General features: G+C 65.5%; 15 protein-coding genes, 1 tRNA gene and 2 pseudogenes. 10 read left to right on the top strand and 8 right to left on the bottom strand.

All coding sequences use genetic code 11. The annotated features are described in order from the left end of the window. Window positions 1-169: 169 nt before the first annotated feature. Complete coding sequence (locus G3N64_RS15825) at window positions 170-895, top strand: phosphonate utilization associated transcriptional regulator (RefSeq protein WP_205784777.1); 726 nt, start codon at window positions 170-172, stop codon at window positions 893-895. 123 nt (window positions 896-1,018) lie between these two features. Here G3N64_RS15825 and G3N64_RS15820 read toward each other — a convergent pair whose 3' ends face one another. The 3 genes and pseudogenes from G3N64_RS15820 to G3N64_RS40410 all read right to left on the bottom strand — a co-directional run. Then, on the bottom strand, window positions 1,019-1,291 hold the full coding sequence (locus G3N64_RS15820; RefSeq protein ID WP_205784776.1) for a hypothetical protein: 273 nt from the start codon (window positions 1,289-1,291) through the stop codon (window positions 1,019-1,021). A 789-nt stretch (window positions 1,292-2,080) separates the two neighbouring features. Then, window positions 2,081-2,839: pseudogene (locus G3N64_RS15810) on the bottom strand (FAD-dependent oxidoreductase); the annotation flags it as partial. Between the two features lie 246 nt (window positions 2,840-3,085). Next, window positions 3,086-3,276, bottom strand: a pseudogene (locus G3N64_RS40410) (2-aminoethylphosphonate--pyruvate aminotransferase); the annotation flags it as partial. A 186-nt stretch (window positions 3,277-3,462) separates the two neighbouring features. On the opposite strand from G3N64_RS40410, the gene phnA reads away from it, so the two are divergent. Both phnA and phnY read left to right on the top strand, forming a co-directional pair. Continuing rightward, window positions 3,463-4,701, top strand: a complete 1,239-nt coding sequence (gene phnA, locus G3N64_RS15800; protein WP_205784773.1) for a phosphonoacetate hydrolase — start codon at window positions 3,463-3,465, stop codon at window positions 4,699-4,701. Between the two features lie 29 nt (window positions 4,702-4,730). Beyond that, window positions 4,731-6,185, top strand: coding sequence for a phosphonoacetaldehyde dehydrogenase (gene phnY, locus G3N64_RS15795; RefSeq protein WP_205784772.1), 1,455 nt, complete (start codon window positions 4,731-4,733; stop codon window positions 6,183-6,185). 90 nt (window positions 6,186-6,275) lie between these two features. Here phnY and G3N64_RS15790 read toward each other — a convergent pair whose 3' ends face one another. Then, window positions 6,276-6,548: a hypothetical protein gene (locus tag G3N64_RS15790; protein WP_205784771.1), complete on the bottom strand. Its 273-nt coding sequence runs from the start codon at window positions 6,546-6,548 to the stop codon at window positions 6,276-6,278. 326 nt (window positions 6,549-6,874) lie between these two features. On the opposite strand from G3N64_RS15790, the gene G3N64_RS15785 reads away from it, so the two are divergent. Genes G3N64_RS15785 through G3N64_RS15775 form a run of 3 tightly spaced genes read left to right on the top strand, consistent with a single transcriptional unit; the run spans window position 6,875 to window position 9,107 of the window. Next, window positions 6,875-7,657: an amino acid ABC transporter substrate-binding protein gene (locus G3N64_RS15785; protein WP_205784770.1), complete on the top strand. Its 783-nt coding sequence runs from the start codon at window positions 6,875-6,877 to the stop codon at window positions 7,655-7,657. 14 nt (window positions 7,658-7,671) lie between these two features. Continuing rightward, window positions 7,672-8,352 carry an amino acid ABC transporter permease gene (locus tag G3N64_RS15780; protein WP_205784769.1) on the top strand — a complete coding sequence of 227 codons (681 nt, stop codon included), beginning with the start codon at window positions 7,672-7,674 and terminating at the stop codon, window positions 8,350-8,352. Next, complete coding sequence (locus G3N64_RS15775) at window positions 8,349-9,107, top strand: amino acid ABC transporter ATP-binding protein (protein WP_085041954.1); 759 nt, start codon at window positions 8,349-8,351, stop codon at window positions 9,105-9,107. The genes G3N64_RS15780 and G3N64_RS15775 overlap by 4 nt, the downstream gene beginning before the upstream one ends. A 31-nt stretch (window positions 9,108-9,138) precedes the next feature. On the opposite strand, the gene G3N64_RS15770 is transcribed toward G3N64_RS15775, so the two are convergent. Continuing rightward, complete coding sequence (locus G3N64_RS15770) at window positions 9,139-9,954, bottom strand: alpha/beta hydrolase (protein WP_205784768.1); 816 nt, start codon at window positions 9,952-9,954, stop codon at window positions 9,139-9,141. Between the two features lie 81 nt (window positions 9,955-10,035). Here G3N64_RS15770 and G3N64_RS15765 point away from each other — a divergent pair, with 81 nt between their 5' ends. After that, window positions 10,036-10,650 (top strand): CGNR zinc finger domain-containing protein, encoded by a 615-nt coding sequence (locus G3N64_RS15765; RefSeq protein ID WP_205784767.1) that lies wholly within the window; start codon window positions 10,036-10,038, stop codon window positions 10,648-10,650. 54 nt (window positions 10,651-10,704) lie between these two features. Here G3N64_RS15765 and G3N64_RS15760 read toward each other — a convergent pair whose 3' ends face one another. Next, window positions 10,705-11,610, bottom strand: a complete 906-nt coding sequence (locus tag G3N64_RS15760) for a DUF3592 domain-containing protein (protein ID WP_241020997.1) — start codon at window positions 11,608-11,610, stop codon at window positions 10,705-10,707. Between the two features lie 328 nt (window positions 11,611-11,938). Next, window positions 11,939-12,014: transfer RNA gene (locus tag G3N64_RS15755), tRNA-Lys, on the bottom strand. A 190-nt stretch (window positions 12,015-12,204) separates the two neighbouring features. Between G3N64_RS15755 and G3N64_RS15750 the strand changes: the two genes are divergently transcribed. Together G3N64_RS15750 and G3N64_RS15745 are read left to right on the top strand one after the other, a co-directional pair. Further along, on the top strand, window positions 12,205-12,609 hold the full coding sequence (locus tag G3N64_RS15750; protein ID WP_205784765.1) for a PaaI family thioesterase: 405 nt from the start codon (window positions 12,205-12,207) through the stop codon (window positions 12,607-12,609). An 8-nt stretch (window positions 12,610-12,617) separates the two neighbouring features. Continuing rightward, entirely contained in the window at window positions 12,618-13,484 is an 867-nt protein-coding gene (locus G3N64_RS15745) for a patatin-like phospholipase family protein (RefSeq protein WP_205784764.1), read from the top strand. A 49-nt stretch (window positions 13,485-13,533) separates the two neighbouring features. Here the strand turns inward: G3N64_RS15745 and G3N64_RS15740 are convergent, their stop codons facing one another. Further along, the gene (locus tag G3N64_RS15740; RefSeq protein WP_085041950.1) at window positions 13,534-14,547 is read right to left on the bottom strand and encodes a D-2-hydroxyacid dehydrogenase family protein; all 1,014 of its coding nucleotides are present in this window, start codon (window positions 14,545-14,547) and stop codon (window positions 13,534-13,536) included. A gap of 426 nt (window positions 14,548-14,973) precedes the next feature. Between G3N64_RS15740 and G3N64_RS15735 the strand changes: the two genes are divergently transcribed. Then, window positions 14,974-16,023, top strand: coding sequence for a LysR family transcriptional regulator (locus G3N64_RS15735; protein WP_205784763.1), 1,050 nt, complete (start codon window positions 14,974-14,976; stop codon window positions 16,021-16,023). Window positions 16,024-16,103 lie beyond the last annotated feature (80 nt).

Genomic DNA, 16,103 nt, shown 5'->3' with positions numbered 1-16,103 from the left:
CGCCGCGCGGCCGCCGCCTGCCGGCTGTGTTCCAGTCGCGTTCCGGCAGGCGGAATGGGTTTTTGGAAACTGAAAACTGTTGACAATGTGTCGGGCCGAGGGGTATACAACGGTCATTCGCCGATATGGCGCCCTCGTTCTCTACCGCAGCCTTGCTGCCTGCCCGACCATGACAACCCCGAACGCGCTCAGCGCCATCGAACTCCTGCAAAGCCAGTCGCTTGCGATGCTCGTCCAGGACATGCTCGAGCGCGCGATCGTCTCCGGCGAATACGCGCCTGGCGAGAAGCTCAACGAAGTCGAGATCGCGACCAAGCTGAACGTGTCGCGCGGCCCTGTGCGCGAAGCGTTCCGCGCGCTCGAACAGGCCGGCCTGCTGCGCAACGAGAAGAACCGCGGCGTGACGGTGCGCGTCGTGCCGCTGCGCGAGGCCGAGGAGATCTACGAAGTGCGCGCGATGCTCGACGAGTCGGTCGCGCGCGCGCTCGCGAAGCGCATCTCGCCCGACACGCTGAAGGTGCTGAAGGGCCTCATCCAGTCGATGAAGGGCGCCGCGAAGACGCACGACGTCACGCGCTACACCGAGCTGAACGTGCAGTTCCACGATGCGATGGTCGTCGGCGTCGGCAATACGCATCTCACCGATACCTACCGCCGGCTCGTGCGCCAGCTCGGCCTGCTGCGCCAGGCCGCGATCGAGGCCGAGGAGGATGCGATCGCCGTGTCCGCCGCCGAGCACGACAAGATCGTGCAGGCGCTCGCGGGCGGCGACGAGGAGCAGGCCGTGGCGCTCGTGCGCGAGCACGTTGCGCACGGCCTCGCGCGGATGCGCCGCACGCACGAGCAGGGGCTGCCGGCGACGGGCAAGGCGGCGCGGGAGAAGGCGGGCGCGTGAACGGACACGATGCGTGCCGTCACACCGCTCGGTTACGGGCCAGCCGCTCGTTACGCCGGGCGGGCGTAGCCTCGGTCGAAATCGACGTGGCCTGGGCCAAAGGCCATGGTCGCCAGCAGGCGATTATTTGCGGTGTCGTTTATCGAAGGCATCATCCAGCACCCAGCCGGTACCAGATTTGCAGTCCACTTGCGTGTATGCGTAGATTTTGGCAACACGATCCGTCAGTGGAACACAAGACTCGCCTTTCCTGATCGTAAAGATCGGTTGGGTCCTGTCGTCGTTTGGTTCGGCAAACGCAGGCATATCCTGAAGCGCCGTCCATTCCTCATCTTTGTATTTCGAGCACGCGCTGATCATCACAGCGAGTGTGGCAAATATCAGGAGGCGTGTCATTTCTTCGGATATCGTCGGATTCCAATCAGGCGTCTCGAATGGCGCAGACCGGTCATCAAGTCTGCGGGGGCTATGATACCCGGCAGTTGCCACCGTGGGTCGTAAGCCAGAATTCCCGCCTTGCCAAGTACTTCGGCTATGTTCGATGAGCAATTATTGTCGACGAGAGAGTATGGTTTGTTTTCGTGTCGTCGTCTTTTTATCTCGGAAACGATGATCCTTTTCTCATCCTTGGATGTATGAAGGAGATAGCCGATCGTATCGCGTTGCATCTTGGTCTGCTGGCGATTTAGGTAGTTCAGGATGTTATCGATGTCCCATCCGGGGTCCGCTCTACCATATACGACTCCATCGACTGCAATCGCGGCATGTCCGAACTGTGACCCTCTTGAGATGGAGCGGGAGTCGCTAATCAAGATTTCGATGGTTGTTGATGAGTGCATGAAAGAAAGGGAGGATTTCTATTCGTCGATTTTTTGAAATCCTATCATGCGGCTTTATATAATAAAATCGAGATAATGAAATGACAAAAATAAATGCGTAGTGCCGTATGCTGTTTTATAAGTTCTATTTTAGATGAGACTTGTCTTATCGATGCGTGATTGTTTTTGCGGGGAGTATCTCGTTTAGGAGAAAACGCGGCGCAAGGGATTGGACTTGTTCTATTAGCGGGATTCCCTCACTTGTTGTCCGGTCGATGTGCGGGTTCGACAGAAGCTGGCGACGTGATGGTGATGGTGCTGGCGAGCCGCTGGCCTTTCCTGCTCCCCGCCGCATTGCACTCGCCCGTCACGCCTTGTCCGCCTTTCCCGCCGCGCTCGCAAACGTCGCGAGCCACGTATCGACCGCCGACGGCTGCCGGCTCTCGTCTTCCGCGCGCTCCTTTCGGCGGATCGCGTTGCGCACGACGTGCGCGCCGACAAAGCGGATCGGCTCCGGCGGGAAATGGCCGAGCGGGCCGCTCACGATCGGGCTGCGCGTCCACGCGTTGTCGAGGCCGGGGACGAGCGACGACAGGATCTGCCCGCCATGTAGGTCGGCCCGACGCCGTTGCCCGAATAGCCGAAGCCGTAGAACACGTTCGGCGCAGTCGAGGCAGCCGAAGAACGGGAAGCCCGTGACCGAGCGATCAGACGGCCCGTTCCAGCTCGCGGTGACCGGCACGCCGGCGAGCGACGGGAAGAATTCGCGCAGGCTGTGCGTGAGCTGCGCCTCGTACGGCGAGCGCCGGTCGAACACCGGTGCGATACGGCTGCGCCACGAGAACGTGTTGCCGCCCTTGCCGAGCATCAGCCGGCCGTCGGCCGTCGTGCGGTAGTAGTAGACGAAGATCCGCGAATCGAGCACCGACACGCCGTCCACGAGCCCGGTCTTCTCGAGCAGCTCCGGGCATTTCTCGGTGATCACCATGTCGCTCGACACGACCGCGATCGTGCGCTCGAACTGCGGAAAGCGGCTCGCCGTCCACGCGTTGATCGCGAACACCAGCTTGCCCGCGGCGACGCTACCCGACGGCGTGTGCACGACGGCCGGCGGCCCGGCCGTGAAGCCGCCGCCGACGATGCACACGTCGGCCTGCGTCGCGCCTTGCAGCGCGGGGGCGAGATCGCCGTCGTTGAACAGCGCTTCTTCGATTCAGAAGGGGCGCATCGGGTGCCGTATCAGTGAGGGAGGGAGGTCGCCGTGCCGCACACGGCGCAAAAACGAAAACCAGTGCGAACGCGAAACCGATACCGCCGCACCGCGATGCACGTCAGCGGGGCCGCGCGCCGCCGTGCGGCCCGATTCGTCGAATCAGGCCACCACGCCCGCGGACATGCGGCGCACGCTATCGCCTTCAGCGTGTCGGTGATCGCGGCGCCTGCTCCCGGAATACCGGCTTCGCCGACGTGGGCGATGCAGCCGACGCGGAACGCATCGACCTGGGCGAGCTTGCCCCGAGGCCGAATGTAGCTGCGCTTTTTGACCGCCTGATAAAAACCGCGCCGCGGCGCGGCCGGGTAATCGCCTTCCTTCCGGTTCTTCACCCGCCCGCCTTTTGCTTTCTGTTCTCTGCATGTTGTTGACAATCTACAGTTCATCGATTTTAATGGCGAGCATGGAAAACACCTCCCTTCGGCGCGACGCGGGCGCCGACGGCTCTGCTCGTCGACCGGAAAGGAATGAACGTCATGACTGAAACGCCTGTATCCGTGGAAGTGAACGGCCGCCGCTACAACTGGATGAGCCGGCCCGTGGTGGTCGTCTGCGTCGATGGCTGCGCATACGAATATCTGGAAGAAGCGGCCGAGGCCGGCGTCGCGCCGTTCCTGCGCACGCTGTTGAAACCCGGCACGGCGCTCAAGGGCGAGTGCGTGGTGCCGAGCTTCACGAACCCCAACAACCTGTCGATCGTGACGGGCGTGCCGCCGGCGGTGCATGGGATAAGCGGCAACTACTTCTACGATCGCGACGCCGGCGCCGAGGTGCTGATGAACGATCCGAAGTACCTGGTCGCCCCCACCGTCCTCGCGACCTTCGCGGAGCAAGGCGCGCGCGTCGCGGTCGTCACCGCGAAGGACAAGCTGCGCCGCCTGCTCGGCAAGGGGCTGAAGGGCATCTGCTTCTCGTCGGAAAAGGCCGATGAGGCGAGCGTCGAGGAAAACGGCATCGACAACGTGCTCGAGCTGGTCGGCAAGCCGGTGCCGAGCGTGTACAGCGCGGACCTGTCGGAATTCGTGTTCGCGGCCGGCGTGCGCCTGCTCGAGACGCGCCCGATCGACCTGATGTACCTGTCGACGACCGACTACGTGCAGCACAAGTGCGCGCCCGGCACGGAAGGCGCGAACGCGTTCTACGCGATGGTGGACAAGTACCTGCAGCGCCTGGACGAACTCGGTGCGATCGTCGCGATCACGGCCGACCACGGGATGAACGCGAAGCACGACGATGAAACCGGCGAGCCGAACGTGATCTACCTGCAGGAGCTGTTCGACGAGTGGCTCGGCGAAGATGCGGCGCGCGTGATCCTGCCGATCACCGATCCGTACGTGGTGCACCACGGTGCGCTCGGCTCGTTCGCGACCGTCTACGTGCCGGCGTCGGCCGATGCCGACGCGCTGTGCGCACGGCTCGCCGCGGTCGACGGCATCGAGGTCGTGCTGACGGGCGCCGAGGGCTGCGCGCGTTTCGAGCTGCCGCCGGCGCGGATGGGCGACCTCATCGTGATCTCGAAGCAGGACGTCGTGCTCGGCACGCGCCGCATCAGGCACGACCTGTCGGGCCTCGACGTGCCGCTGCGCTCGCACGGCGGGATCTCCGAGCAGATCGTGCCGATGATCTTCAGCAAGCCGGTCGCCAGCGACGTCACGGGCCGCGCGCGGCTGCGCAACTTCGACATCGTCGACATCGCGCTCAACCATCTGCAGTGATGCGTACGCATCTGCAAGGGGACACACTCATGAACGCCATGGCAGCATCGACGGACGTCCGCGAGATGCGTCGCGAAGCACTGCGAATCGACGGCGAACGGATTCACCGGGATGCGGTAATCGAAGTGCGCAACCCGTACGACGGCTCGCTCGTCGGCACCGTGCCGAAGGCGACGCTGGACGACGTGCGGCGCGCGTTCGCGGCTGCGCGCGCCTACCGGCCGACACTCACGCGCCACGATCGCGCGGCGATCCTGCGCCGCGCGGCCGACATCGTGCGCTCGCGCACGGCCGAGATCGCGGCGTTGATCACGGCCGAGGCCGGGTTGTGCATCAAGGATTCGACATACGAAGCAGGGCGCGTGGCCGACGTGCTGACGTTCGGCGCCGGTGAAGTGCTGAAGGACGACGGGCAGATCTTCTCGTGCGACCTGACACCGCACGGCAAGAAGCGCCGCGTGTACACGCAGCGCGATCCGTTGCTCGGCGTGATTTCCGCGATCACGCCGTTCAACCACCCGATGAACCAGGTCGCGCACAAGATCGTGCCGTCGGTCGCGACGAACAACCGGATCGTCGTGAAGCCGTCGGAGAAGGTGCCGCTGTCGTGCTACCTGTTCGCGGACATCCTGTACGAAGCCGGTTTGCCACCGCAGATGCTGCAGGTGATTACCGGCGACCCGACGGAGATTGCCGACGAGCTGATCACGAACCCGGCGATCGACCTCATCACGTTCACCGGCGGCGTATCGATCGGCAAGTCGATCGCGGCGCGGATGGGCTACCGGCGCGCGGTGCTCGAACTCGGCGGCAACGATCCGATCATCGTGATGGAAGACGCCGATCTCGACGAAGCGAGCACGCTCGCGGTGTCGGGTTCGTACAAGAACTCGGGGCAGCGTTGCACGGCGATCAAGCGGATGCTCGTGCACGAGTCGGTGGCCGATCGGTTCACCGAGCTCGTCGTCGAGAAGACGCGCGCGTGGTCGTACGGCAATCCGTCCGATCCGTCGGTGGACATGGGCACGGTGATCGACGAGGCGGCCGCGAAGTTCTGCGAGCAACAGGTGAACGATGCGATTTCACGCGGCGCGCGGCTGCTGGTCGGCAACGTCCGCGACGGCGCGCTGTATTCGCCGACGGTGATCGATCGCGTGACGCCCGACATGCCGCTCGTGAAATACGAAACCTTCGGCCCCGTATCGCCGATCATGCGTTTCCGCGATATCGACGAAGCGATCCGGATGTCGAACAGCACCGACTATGCGTTGTCGTCGTCGGTCTGCACGAACCGCTTCGACAACATCACGCGCTTCATCACCGAGCTGGAAGTCGGCAGCGTGAACGTGCGCGAGGTGCCGGGCTACCGGCTCGAGCTGACGCCGTTCGGCGGCGTGAAGGATTCGGGGCTCGGCTACAAGGAAGGCGTGCAGGAAGCGATGAAGAGCTTCACGAATACGAAGACCTATTCGCTGCCGTGGTAAGCGATGGGTAATGCGGACGCGCCGGCTCGAAGGCCGGCGCGCGGAATGTCCCCCCGGCGGGATGCGGCTGCGACAGGCGCCGGGCGACGGTCAATCGTCGTCGTCGCGGTGATGTCGCCAGCCGCGATGCCAGCCGTTGTCGTGCCGGTAGCGGCGATAGCGATATTCGCCGTAGTACGGGCCGTAATAGACGGGCGCCGGCTCGTACACGACGGGCGGCGGCGTGTAGTAGACAGGCGGCGGCGCCTCGATCACCGGCCCCGGTACGCCGAAGTACACGCCGACGTCGGCACGTGCGAACGCGCTTGCCGACAGGCAGGCGGCCGCGATGCCGAGAGCACTGGACAACAGGATGCGTTTCATTTGCCGTTCACTCCGTTCGTGGGGGTAAGGCCCGCGAGCAATAGGTTCACCTGTCTTCATGGTAAGTAGCGCATGCCGAATGGGTGATACTGCGGTGTCGCTTCTGTAACCGCCGGTAACGAATCGTCGGACGAACGCCGTGCTGCATCGCGACGAATTTCATCTTCGGGATGAGCGTGGCTGGCCGGCGCGTTATTCGATCGGCTCATATCGTTAGCCGATTTGCGTTTTTGCCGGGCCTCGACGCGTCGGTAGAATTCGCGGACCGCTCGAACGGCACACGCGTGCCGCGGGATCATTCCCTCCAATCATTCGGGGTCCGCACCATGAAATTCCTTCGTTCCATCCTGGTCGTCGCCATGCTGCAGGCCGTTTCGGTCACGGGCGCACTGGCCGCCGACGACCTGTCGCAGATCAAGTCGTCCGGCGTGTTCCGGGTCGGTACCGAAGGGACGTACGCGCCGTTCACGTACCACGACGAAACCGGCAAGCTGACGGGCTTCGACGTCGACATCGCGACTGCGATCGCGCAGCGCCTCGGCGTGAAGCCGCAGTTCGTCGAAGGCAAGTGGGACGGGCTGATCGCGGGCCTCGACGTGAACCGCTACGACGCGGTCGTCAACGAAGTGTCGATTACCGACGCGCGCAAGGCGAAATACGATTTCTCGACGCCGTACATCACGTCGCACGCGGTGCTGATCGTGCGCGCGGACAACACGACGATCCGCTCGTTCGACGACCTCAAGGGCAAGAAATCCGCGAACACGCTGACCAGCAATTTCGGCAAGCTCGCGGCCGCGCACGGCGCGGACGTCGTGCCCGTGCAGGGCTTCAACGAATCGATCGACCTGCTGAGCTCGGGGCGCGTCGACGCGACGATCAACGATTCGCTGTCGTACCTCGATTTCCGCAAGCACAAGCCGGACGCGAAACTGAAGATCGCGGCGACCGACACGGGCGGCGCCAGCGACGCATCGGGCGTGCTGCTGCGCAAGGGCAGCCCCGCGTTGGTGGCCGCGATCGACAAGGCGCTCGCGGACATCAAGGCCGACGGTACCTACGCGAAGATCTCGCAGAAGTATTTCGGCCGCGACGTGTCGCAGCCGTGACGCGGGGCTGAACGATGCCGGCCTGGCTTCACCTGATGGTGGAATCGCTGCGGCCCCTGCTCGTCGCGGGGCTCGTGTTCACGGTTCCGCTCACGCTCGCGTCGTTCGCGATCGGCCTGCTGCTCGCATTCGGCGCGGCGCTCGTGCGGCTGTTCGGGCCGCGCTGGGCGCAGGCCGCCGTGCGCTTCTATATCTGGCTGTTTCGCGGTTCGCCGCTGCTCGTGCAGCTGTTCGTGATCTTCTACGGCTTGCCGAGCGTCGGCATCGTGCTCGATCCGCTGACGGCTGCCGTGATCGGCTTCTCGCTGAACGTCGGCGCCTACAACGCCGAGGTGATCCGCGGCGTGATCGAATCGATTCCGAAGGGGCAGTGGGAAGCCGCGTACTCGATGGCGATGACGCGCCCGCAGGCGCTGCGCCGCGCGATCCTGCCGCAGGCCGCGCGCGTCGCGCTGCCCGCGCTGTCGAATTCGTTCATTTCGCTCGTGAAGGACACGTCGCTCGCGGCCGTGCTGACCGTGCCGGAAATCTTCCAGGCCGCGCAGCGGATCGCGGCCGTGACCTACGAGCCGATGATTCTCTATACGGAAGCCGCGCTGATCTATCTGCTGCTCAGCTCGGTGCTGTCCACGCTGCAGCGCCGCCTCGAAACCCGCTTCGGCCGTCACGCGCTGTTCCAGGCGGAGTGGCGATGATCCGGCTCGAACGCATCGACAAGTCGTTCGGCACGCATCGCGTGTTGCACGGGATCGACCTCGCGTTGCAGCCCGGCAGCGTGACGGCGCTGATCGGGCCGTCCGGCAGCGGCAAGAGCACGCTGCTGCGTTGCGTGAACCTGCTCGAAGTGCCCGAGACGGGTGCGCTGACGGTCGGCGACGCACGCATCGACTTCTCGCCGGCGCACCGGCCGGCGCGCGACGCCGTGTTCGCGGTGCGCCGCCAGACCGGCATGGTGTTCCAGAACTTCCAGCTGTTTCCGCACCTGAGCGTCGTGCAGAACGTGATGGAAGGACTCGTCACCGTACAGCGCTGGCCGCGCGAACGGGCCCGCGAGCGTGCGCTCGCGCTGCTCGAGAAGGTCGGCATCGCGGACAAGGCCGATGCGTGGCCCGGTACGTTGTCGGGTGGCCAGCAGCAACGCGTCGCGATTGCACGTGCACTCGCGCCGTCGCCGCAGGTGCTGCTGTGCGACGAGCCGACGTCGGCGCTCGATCCGGAACTGTCCGTCGAAGTGGTCGAGGTGCTGCGCCAGCTCGCACGCGAAGGCACGACGATGCTGATGGCCACGCACGACCTGCGCCTGGCCGCATCGATCGCGCACGACGCGGTGTTTCTCGCGGAAGGCCGCGTCGTCGAGGCCGGTGCATCGCGCGACCTGTTTGGCGACCCGCGCGATCCGCGCACCGCGAAGTTCATCTCGACGCTCGCGCAGGGCGTGCCGGTGTTCTGACGCGACACGCGACACGCGATACCGGTGGCGATCAACCGTGCCGTGGCCCGTCGAGCACCGCCGCGACGATCGCCTCAGGCGCATCTTCCTGTACCAGGTGGCCCGCGCGCGGCACCCTGATCAGCTGGCCGTCCGCGATGCGATCGGCGAGTGCCTGCCCCTGTTCGAGCGGAATCCACCCGTCGTCCTCGCCCCACACGATGCGCACCGGAAAGTCCGGCGGCGCGTAACGGGCCTCGGCTTCCTCGATGTAGTGCTGGCGCATCTGCGCGATCTGGCGATAGAACGCGGCCTGACCGGCCGGCGTGAGCCACGGTGCGCGATAGATCGACAGCGCGTCGTCGCTCAGCGGCCGGACGACCGCATTGCCGAGATAGGCGGACAAGAGCGCGTGATGCGCATACGCGGGCAATCCGGTGAATGCGGCTTCGTGCTGCGCGACGTGGCGCACGAACGGCGAACCCTGCGGCGCGATCGCAACCGGATTCACGAGCGTGAGATCCGCATAGGCGACGCCGTCGAGGAAGTGCGCGCGCAGCACGGTTGCACCGCCGTAGTCATGGGCGAGCACGCGCGGGCGAGAAATGTTCCACTCATCGAGCAGTGCACCGAACAGCACGTTCTGGCGTCCGAGCGACACGTCCGCGTCGGGCATGTCGGATTGACCGTAGCCGAGCAGGTCGTAGAAGAACACGCGATGACGCCGCGCGAGCCACGGTGCGATCCGGCGCCACACCTGCGACGAAAACGGCGTGCCGTGCACGAGCACGAGCGGCGGGCCTTCGCCGAGTGTTCCCCAGGCAATCCGGTGGCCTTCGAAATTGAAGCGGTTGGCGAGTTCGAGCATCGGCATCTCCGTGCTAACCTGTTTTGGTTGTTAACAGGTTACTCCGGATCGTCCGGATGTGAAACCGATAGGTGAGAATAAATGGTTACTCGACACGAGCCCGCGCGACACGCGCAGGAATGGGGCGCAGTCGATTTCGTCGGCGGCCATCCGGCGCTTGACTTCCTCAACACGGTGGCCGACACGGGCAAGACGCGCGACGTGGACAAGCTCGTCGACTGGCCGGCCGTGCATGCGTGGGCGGAACGATCGGGGTTGCTGGCGCCGGCCGATCTGGCGCGGCTTCTGCGTCATGCACGGCAGGACCATGCTGACGCGCTGGCGGCGCTGCATTGCTTTCGCGAGGACGCCTACATCGCGATTGCGCACCTGACGGCCGGCGGTGGCGGCAGGGCCGGTGCGCGCGCGGCGGACCGGCTCACCGTCGCGATCCGCGAGGCGATCGGGCGCAGCGCGTTCGATGCGGTCGGCGGCCGGTTTGCGTGGCGGCCCGACGCACGCGCCGCGTCGCGCTGGGTCGATGCGGCCGCACTCGGCTTCGAGCAACTGCTGCGCAGCGACGATTTCGCGCGGGTGCGGCAGTGCGGCCGGTGCACGTGGTTTTTCGTCGATCGCGGCCGCGGCGTCGGGCGCCGCTGGTGCGACATGCGCACGTGCGGAAACCGCGCGAAGGTGGAGGCGTTCAGGGAGCGGTGACGTGCGCGCCGTGCCGGTGGTCGTGCCACGCGGTGCGCGGCGGGTGCGCGAGCGTCATTGAGCGGCTTCGTGCGGCGGGTGTTCCGGCCACAGCGTCGCGGCGACGAACAGCCCGGCCGCGAGGAACGGCGCGCCGATCGCGAACAGGATGGCCGTGAGGCCCCAGCGATCCCAGAAGCGGTCGACGACCGCGCGCTCGGGGGTGACGGGGTCGTACAGCACGTTGACCGCTTCGCCTTCGTGCAGGCCCGGATGCGACGACGCCGAGCCCTGGGCGAACGTGATCTGGCGTCCGCTGTCGGTCGTGAACGCGACGATCGCCGAATTCAGCGACGTGCGCGCACGGGGCGAGCGCGCGTTTTTCGCGATCTCGACGACATGCCCGGTCGAACGCGCATAGTGGTGGACGATCTGCCACTGGCGCAGGCCGGCCGCGCCGGCGCCGGCGACGAAGCCCGTGCCGATCGCGATCGGAATCAGCGCGATCGCGATATGCCAGCGGCTCCGCACATGCTTGGGGGCGGCGCGGGTCGGCGGTGGCTTGGAGGCCGCGCGACGGCGCTCGCCGACGACCAGGAGGCCGCCGATCGCGAGCGACGCGATGGCGAGCAGTGCCGACACGGCCGCCGGAAACCAGCGTTGCGTGAAATCGTCGATCAGTGCGGGGCGGTCGGGGTGGGTGGGGTCGAGCCATACCTCGACGTTCTCGCCGATATCGAAGGCGGGGACGGTCGATGCGATGTTGCCGGCGACTTCGCGGCGCTGGCCGTCGTTCGCGAGGTACGCGACGATCGGCCGGTACGCGCGCATCGCGTCGCTGTCCTGCACGATGCGCACGACCGTGCCCGGTGCGCGGACCAGGTGGCCGGTCGCCTGGCCGGCCGTGAAGGCGAGCAGGCTGGCCAGCACGAGCAGCATGACGCCGAGCGCCATGGCGACGAGCGCGTCCTTACCCCGCATGATTGGATCCGGTTCGTGCGTCGCATCGCGGATTCCAGTGTGATCGGGGAAATGGCGTGTCCCGATGGACCGGCCGAATTCGGCGCAACCAGGCTCTATGAATGGTCGCGTCTCGGTTACATGCTTCCATGTCTGACGTCCCACGTTCTCTCAGTGCCAGCGGGCAAACGGCAGTGCCTGCGCCGGTTGTGTGATATTTGTCGGACGATTCTAGCGGAAACGATGCGGAACGGGCGTACGGTGACGTATTGCGACAGGGTGCGCGCCGCGAGTGCGGCGGAAAAGGAAAAAGCCCGGTTAGCTTTCGCTAACCGGGCTTCGGAATTCCTGGTGGGGCGTGAGTGACTCGAACACTCGACCTACGGATTAAGAGTCCGCTGCTCTACCAACTGAGCTAACGCCCCCAACAGAAGAAAGATTATGCATGGGTATTTCAGACCTTGCAAGCCCTTTCTGCAAATTTCCTGAAAATATTTCGTCACGGCGACGGCAGCTGTCGGCCCGATAACGGGCGATCGCAGTTTCCGTGCTCCCGGTATGATGACGCCACACGTGTTGCGCGGCGGTCGCGCAACACTTTCTGGGCTTTCGAAGATGGACGAAAACGCAGTCCGCGAATTGCTGGATCGCCTGCTGGCCCCCTGGGTCCGCTCGCTCGGTCTGGTCCCCGTATCGATCGGCGACGACAGCGTCACGCTGCGCCTGCCGTTTTCCGGTGAATTTCGCCATTCGGGCGGTGTGATCTGCGGCCAGGTGTTCACGGCGGCCGCCGACACCGCGATGGTCGTCGCGATCTCGGCCGCGCTCGGCGAATTCCGGCCGATGACGACCGTGTCGTTGAACACGAACTTCATGCGTCCCGTGCGCAAGGGCGACGTGCTCGTCACCGCGCGCGTGCTGCGGATGGGCCGCAATCTCGTATTCGGCGAAGTCGAGCTGTTCGACGAAGACGGCAAGATGGCCGTCCACGCGACGTCGACCTACGCGCTCGTCAACTGAGTAGCGCGATGTTCGACCAGATCGTCTTCGCGGGCGGCGGCAATCGCTGCTGGTGGCAGGCCGGCTTCTGGGACGTCGCCCAGCCGGCGCTCGGCCTGCGCCCGCGCGTGATCACCGGCATCTCGGCCGGCGCGGCGACCGCGTGCATGCTGTATACGCGCGACGCCGCCTGGGTCATGCGCTATTACGAAGAGGCGCTGCGCCACAATCGGAAGAACGCTTACTGGGGCAACCTGTTCGGGCGCGAGCCCGTGTTTCCGCATTACCGGATTTATCGTCAGGCGCTGCTCGACATCTACGGCGAGCCGTTCGCGAAGCTTGCCGCGGCGCCGGAGATCCGCATCGGCGTGTCGCACGTGCCGCGCTGGCTCGGCGCGCGCAGCGCGGTTGCCGCCGGCCTCGTCGCGTACAACATCGAGAAGTACGTGCGCAAGACGCTGCACCCGACGCTCGGGCGCACGCTCGGCTTTCGGCCCGAATTCGTGCGTGCGCAGGCCTGCACGCAAGTCGACGAACTTGCCGACCTGATCCTGCAGTCGTCCTGCACGCCACCGTTCACGCCGGTGCTGCGCCGCGGCGGCCGGCCCGTGCTCGACGGCGGGATGGTCGACAACGTGCCGGTCGACGCGCTCGACCCGACGCCGGGCGACGTGCTGGTGCTCGTCACGCGGCTGTATCCGCGCCCGCAGATGTTCACGGTCGCGCACGGCGAGCAGCGGCGGCTGTACGTCCAGCCGTCGAGCAAGGTGCCGATTTCGAGTTGGGATTACACGAGCCCGTCGCAGATGCGGCATGCGTACGACCTCGGGCGGCGCGACGGCGAGCATTTCCTCACGCGCGTCGGCGCGATGACGGGCGGCCGCGCGGCCGCCTGAAGACGGGAAGCAGGAAGCGGGGCCGCGCGGCGGGCGCAGCCCGCGTCGCTCAGCGCACGCGGCGCGGCGTCAGCGCTTCCGGGTTGACGACGCTCGACATGTCGCCCTGGTCGAACGCGAGGATGTTCCTGAATGCCGCGCTGAAGTAGAGCTCGTAGCTTTCGCGCTCGACATAGCCGATGTGCGGCGTGCAGATCACGTTTTCCATCCGCAGCAGGCTGTAGCCCTGCAGGATCGGCTCGCTCTCGAACACGTCGATCGCGACCATCCCCGGACGGTTGTGCGACAGTGCGTTGACCAGCGCGTTTTCCTCGAGCAGCTCGGCGCGGCTCGTGTTGACGAGCAGCGACGTCGGCTTCATCCGCATCAGGTCTTCCTGTTTCACGATTCCGCGCGTGTCGTCATGCATGCGCAGGTGCAGCGACAGCACGTCGCTCTGCTCGAACAGCGCTTCGCGGCTTTCGGCGGCCGTATAGCCGTCGGCGCGCGCGGCCTCGAGCGAATGCTCGCGGCCCCAGATCAGCACGTTCATCCCGAACGCCTTGCCGTAGCCGGCGACGAGCCGGCCGATCTTGCCGTAGCCCCAGATGCCGAGCGTCTGGCCGCGCAGCACCTGGCCGAGGCCGAAGTTCGGCGGCATCGCCGACGTCTTCAGGCCCGACTGCTGCCAGGCGCCCTGCTTCAGGTTCGCGACGTACTGAGGAATGCGGCGCTGGGCGGCCATCACGAGCGCCCAGGTCAGCTCGGCGGGGGCAACCGGCGAACCCGTGCCTTCGAGCACCGCGATGCCGCGGTCGGTACAGGCTTCGAGATCGATGTGGCTCGAAATACGGCCGGTCTGGCTGATCATGCGCAGGTTCGGCAGCTTGGCGAGCAGTTGCGACGAAATCGGGGTCCGTTCGCGAATCAGCACGAGCGCCTCGACTTCCGCCAGACGGCTGGCGAGCTGTCCCAATCCGCGCACCGTATTGTTGAAGACCTTCACGTCGTGGTCGGCAAGCATCTCGAAGCAGTTCAGCTTGCGGACGGCGTCCTGGTAGTCGTCGAGGATGGCAATTTTCATGGTGAGCGGGTGTCGCGCGTTGAAAGCGGCGGTGGCGGCGGCGCACGTCGCGCACCCGTCCCGCCCGGCCGGGGCCGACATGATGCTACGTCGGCCGCCTTCATGGTGTCTTTTTAACAGGTTGTTACGCTCCGCCGCAATCGGCGGCAGCCTGACCCGGAGCCGCTTGCGCGACAGGCGGAAGGGTGCGCTGTTGTGTCGCATCAAATACGTCCTTCCTGATTCGGCCGCTTACTCGACGAGGTTCACCCAATTGTTGCTTCAATCAGAATAATTGGATCAACTATCCGCCCAACGCGAGGATTTTTGACTATTTTTATCTCGATTCTGCCGCCTGTTAGGCAACTCTGCATCTTTTCCGCTGTCGTAGGAGAATTACGCATTTGCTTCATCTTTTTGAAGTTGTAACAGCGGCAGGAGTCGTTTATGGATCATTTGCAGTCGATGCGCGTGTTCGTCAAGGTTGCAGATCTCGGCAGTTTTGCGCGGGCCGCGAGTGCAATGGATATCTCCAACGCGGTCGCGACGCGTCACGTCGCCGATCTGGAAGGCCGGCTCGGCACGCGTTTGCTGAACCGCACCACGCGCAGCCTTTCCCTGACGGAGTCGGGCCAGGTCTATCTGGAGCGTGCTCGCCAGATCCTCGATGAGCTCGAGGACGTCGAGCAGATGGTCGTCGCGCGCAATCACGAGCCGGTCGGCACGCTGCGCATCGTCGCGCCGGTCGTGTTCGGCCTGCATAACCTCGCGCCCGTGTTGCAGTCGTACACGGAGAATTTCCCGAAAGTGGTGCCGGATCTCACGCTGGTCGACCGGCAGGTCGATCTCGTCGAGGAAGGCTTCGACGTCGGCATCGTCGTCACGCGCCAGATGCGCAGCGCGAGCATCGTCACGCGGCGCCTGACCACCGGCTGCATGACCGTGTGCGCGACGCCGAGCTACCTGGAGAAGCACGGTGTGCCGACTCATCCAGAGCATCTCGCCGAGCACCCGAGCCTGAGCCTGCCGGCCGAATACTGGGGCGACGAGCGCGTGTTCACGGGGCCGGACGGCGAAGTGCGCGTGCGCCCGACCAACGTGATCGTCGCGAACAACACCGCGATGCTGCGGCAGTTCGCGCTGCTCGGGATGGGGGTCGCGATCCTGCCGAGCTACCTGATCGGCGGCGACATCGCGCGTGGCGCACTCGTGCGGCTGCTGCCGGATTTCCGGCTGCCGCAGGTCGAGATCAACATCGCTTACCCGAGCCGGCGCCATCTGCCCGCGAAGGTGCGCACGTTCATCGACCACCTCGTCGAGCATTTCAGCCACTCGACCGATGCGACGATGGGCGAGCAGTGGGCCGCGCAGGGTTCTGCGCTCGCGCCGATCGGTGTCGAGACGCGTGCGGAGCAGCCTGAATCGGCCGACCCGAACCTGTCGCCGCGCCTGCCGCGTTCGTCGCGCACGCGCGTCGCGGTGCCGTCGCCGCTGTAACGCCGCGACGGCCGGGCGGCGGTTGCCGCCGGCACAAATAAAAAACGCGGATCGAGCAATCGATCCGCGTTTTTTTCAGG

The organism is Burkholderia sp. Ac-20344 (assembly GCF_017104975.1).
In the GTDB taxonomy this organism is placed as follows: domain Bacteria; phylum Pseudomonadota; class Gammaproteobacteria; order Burkholderiales; family Burkholderiaceae; genus Burkholderia.
Note: the sequence above shows the minus strand (reverse complement) of the source record. Positions and strands in the feature narration are given on the sequence as shown.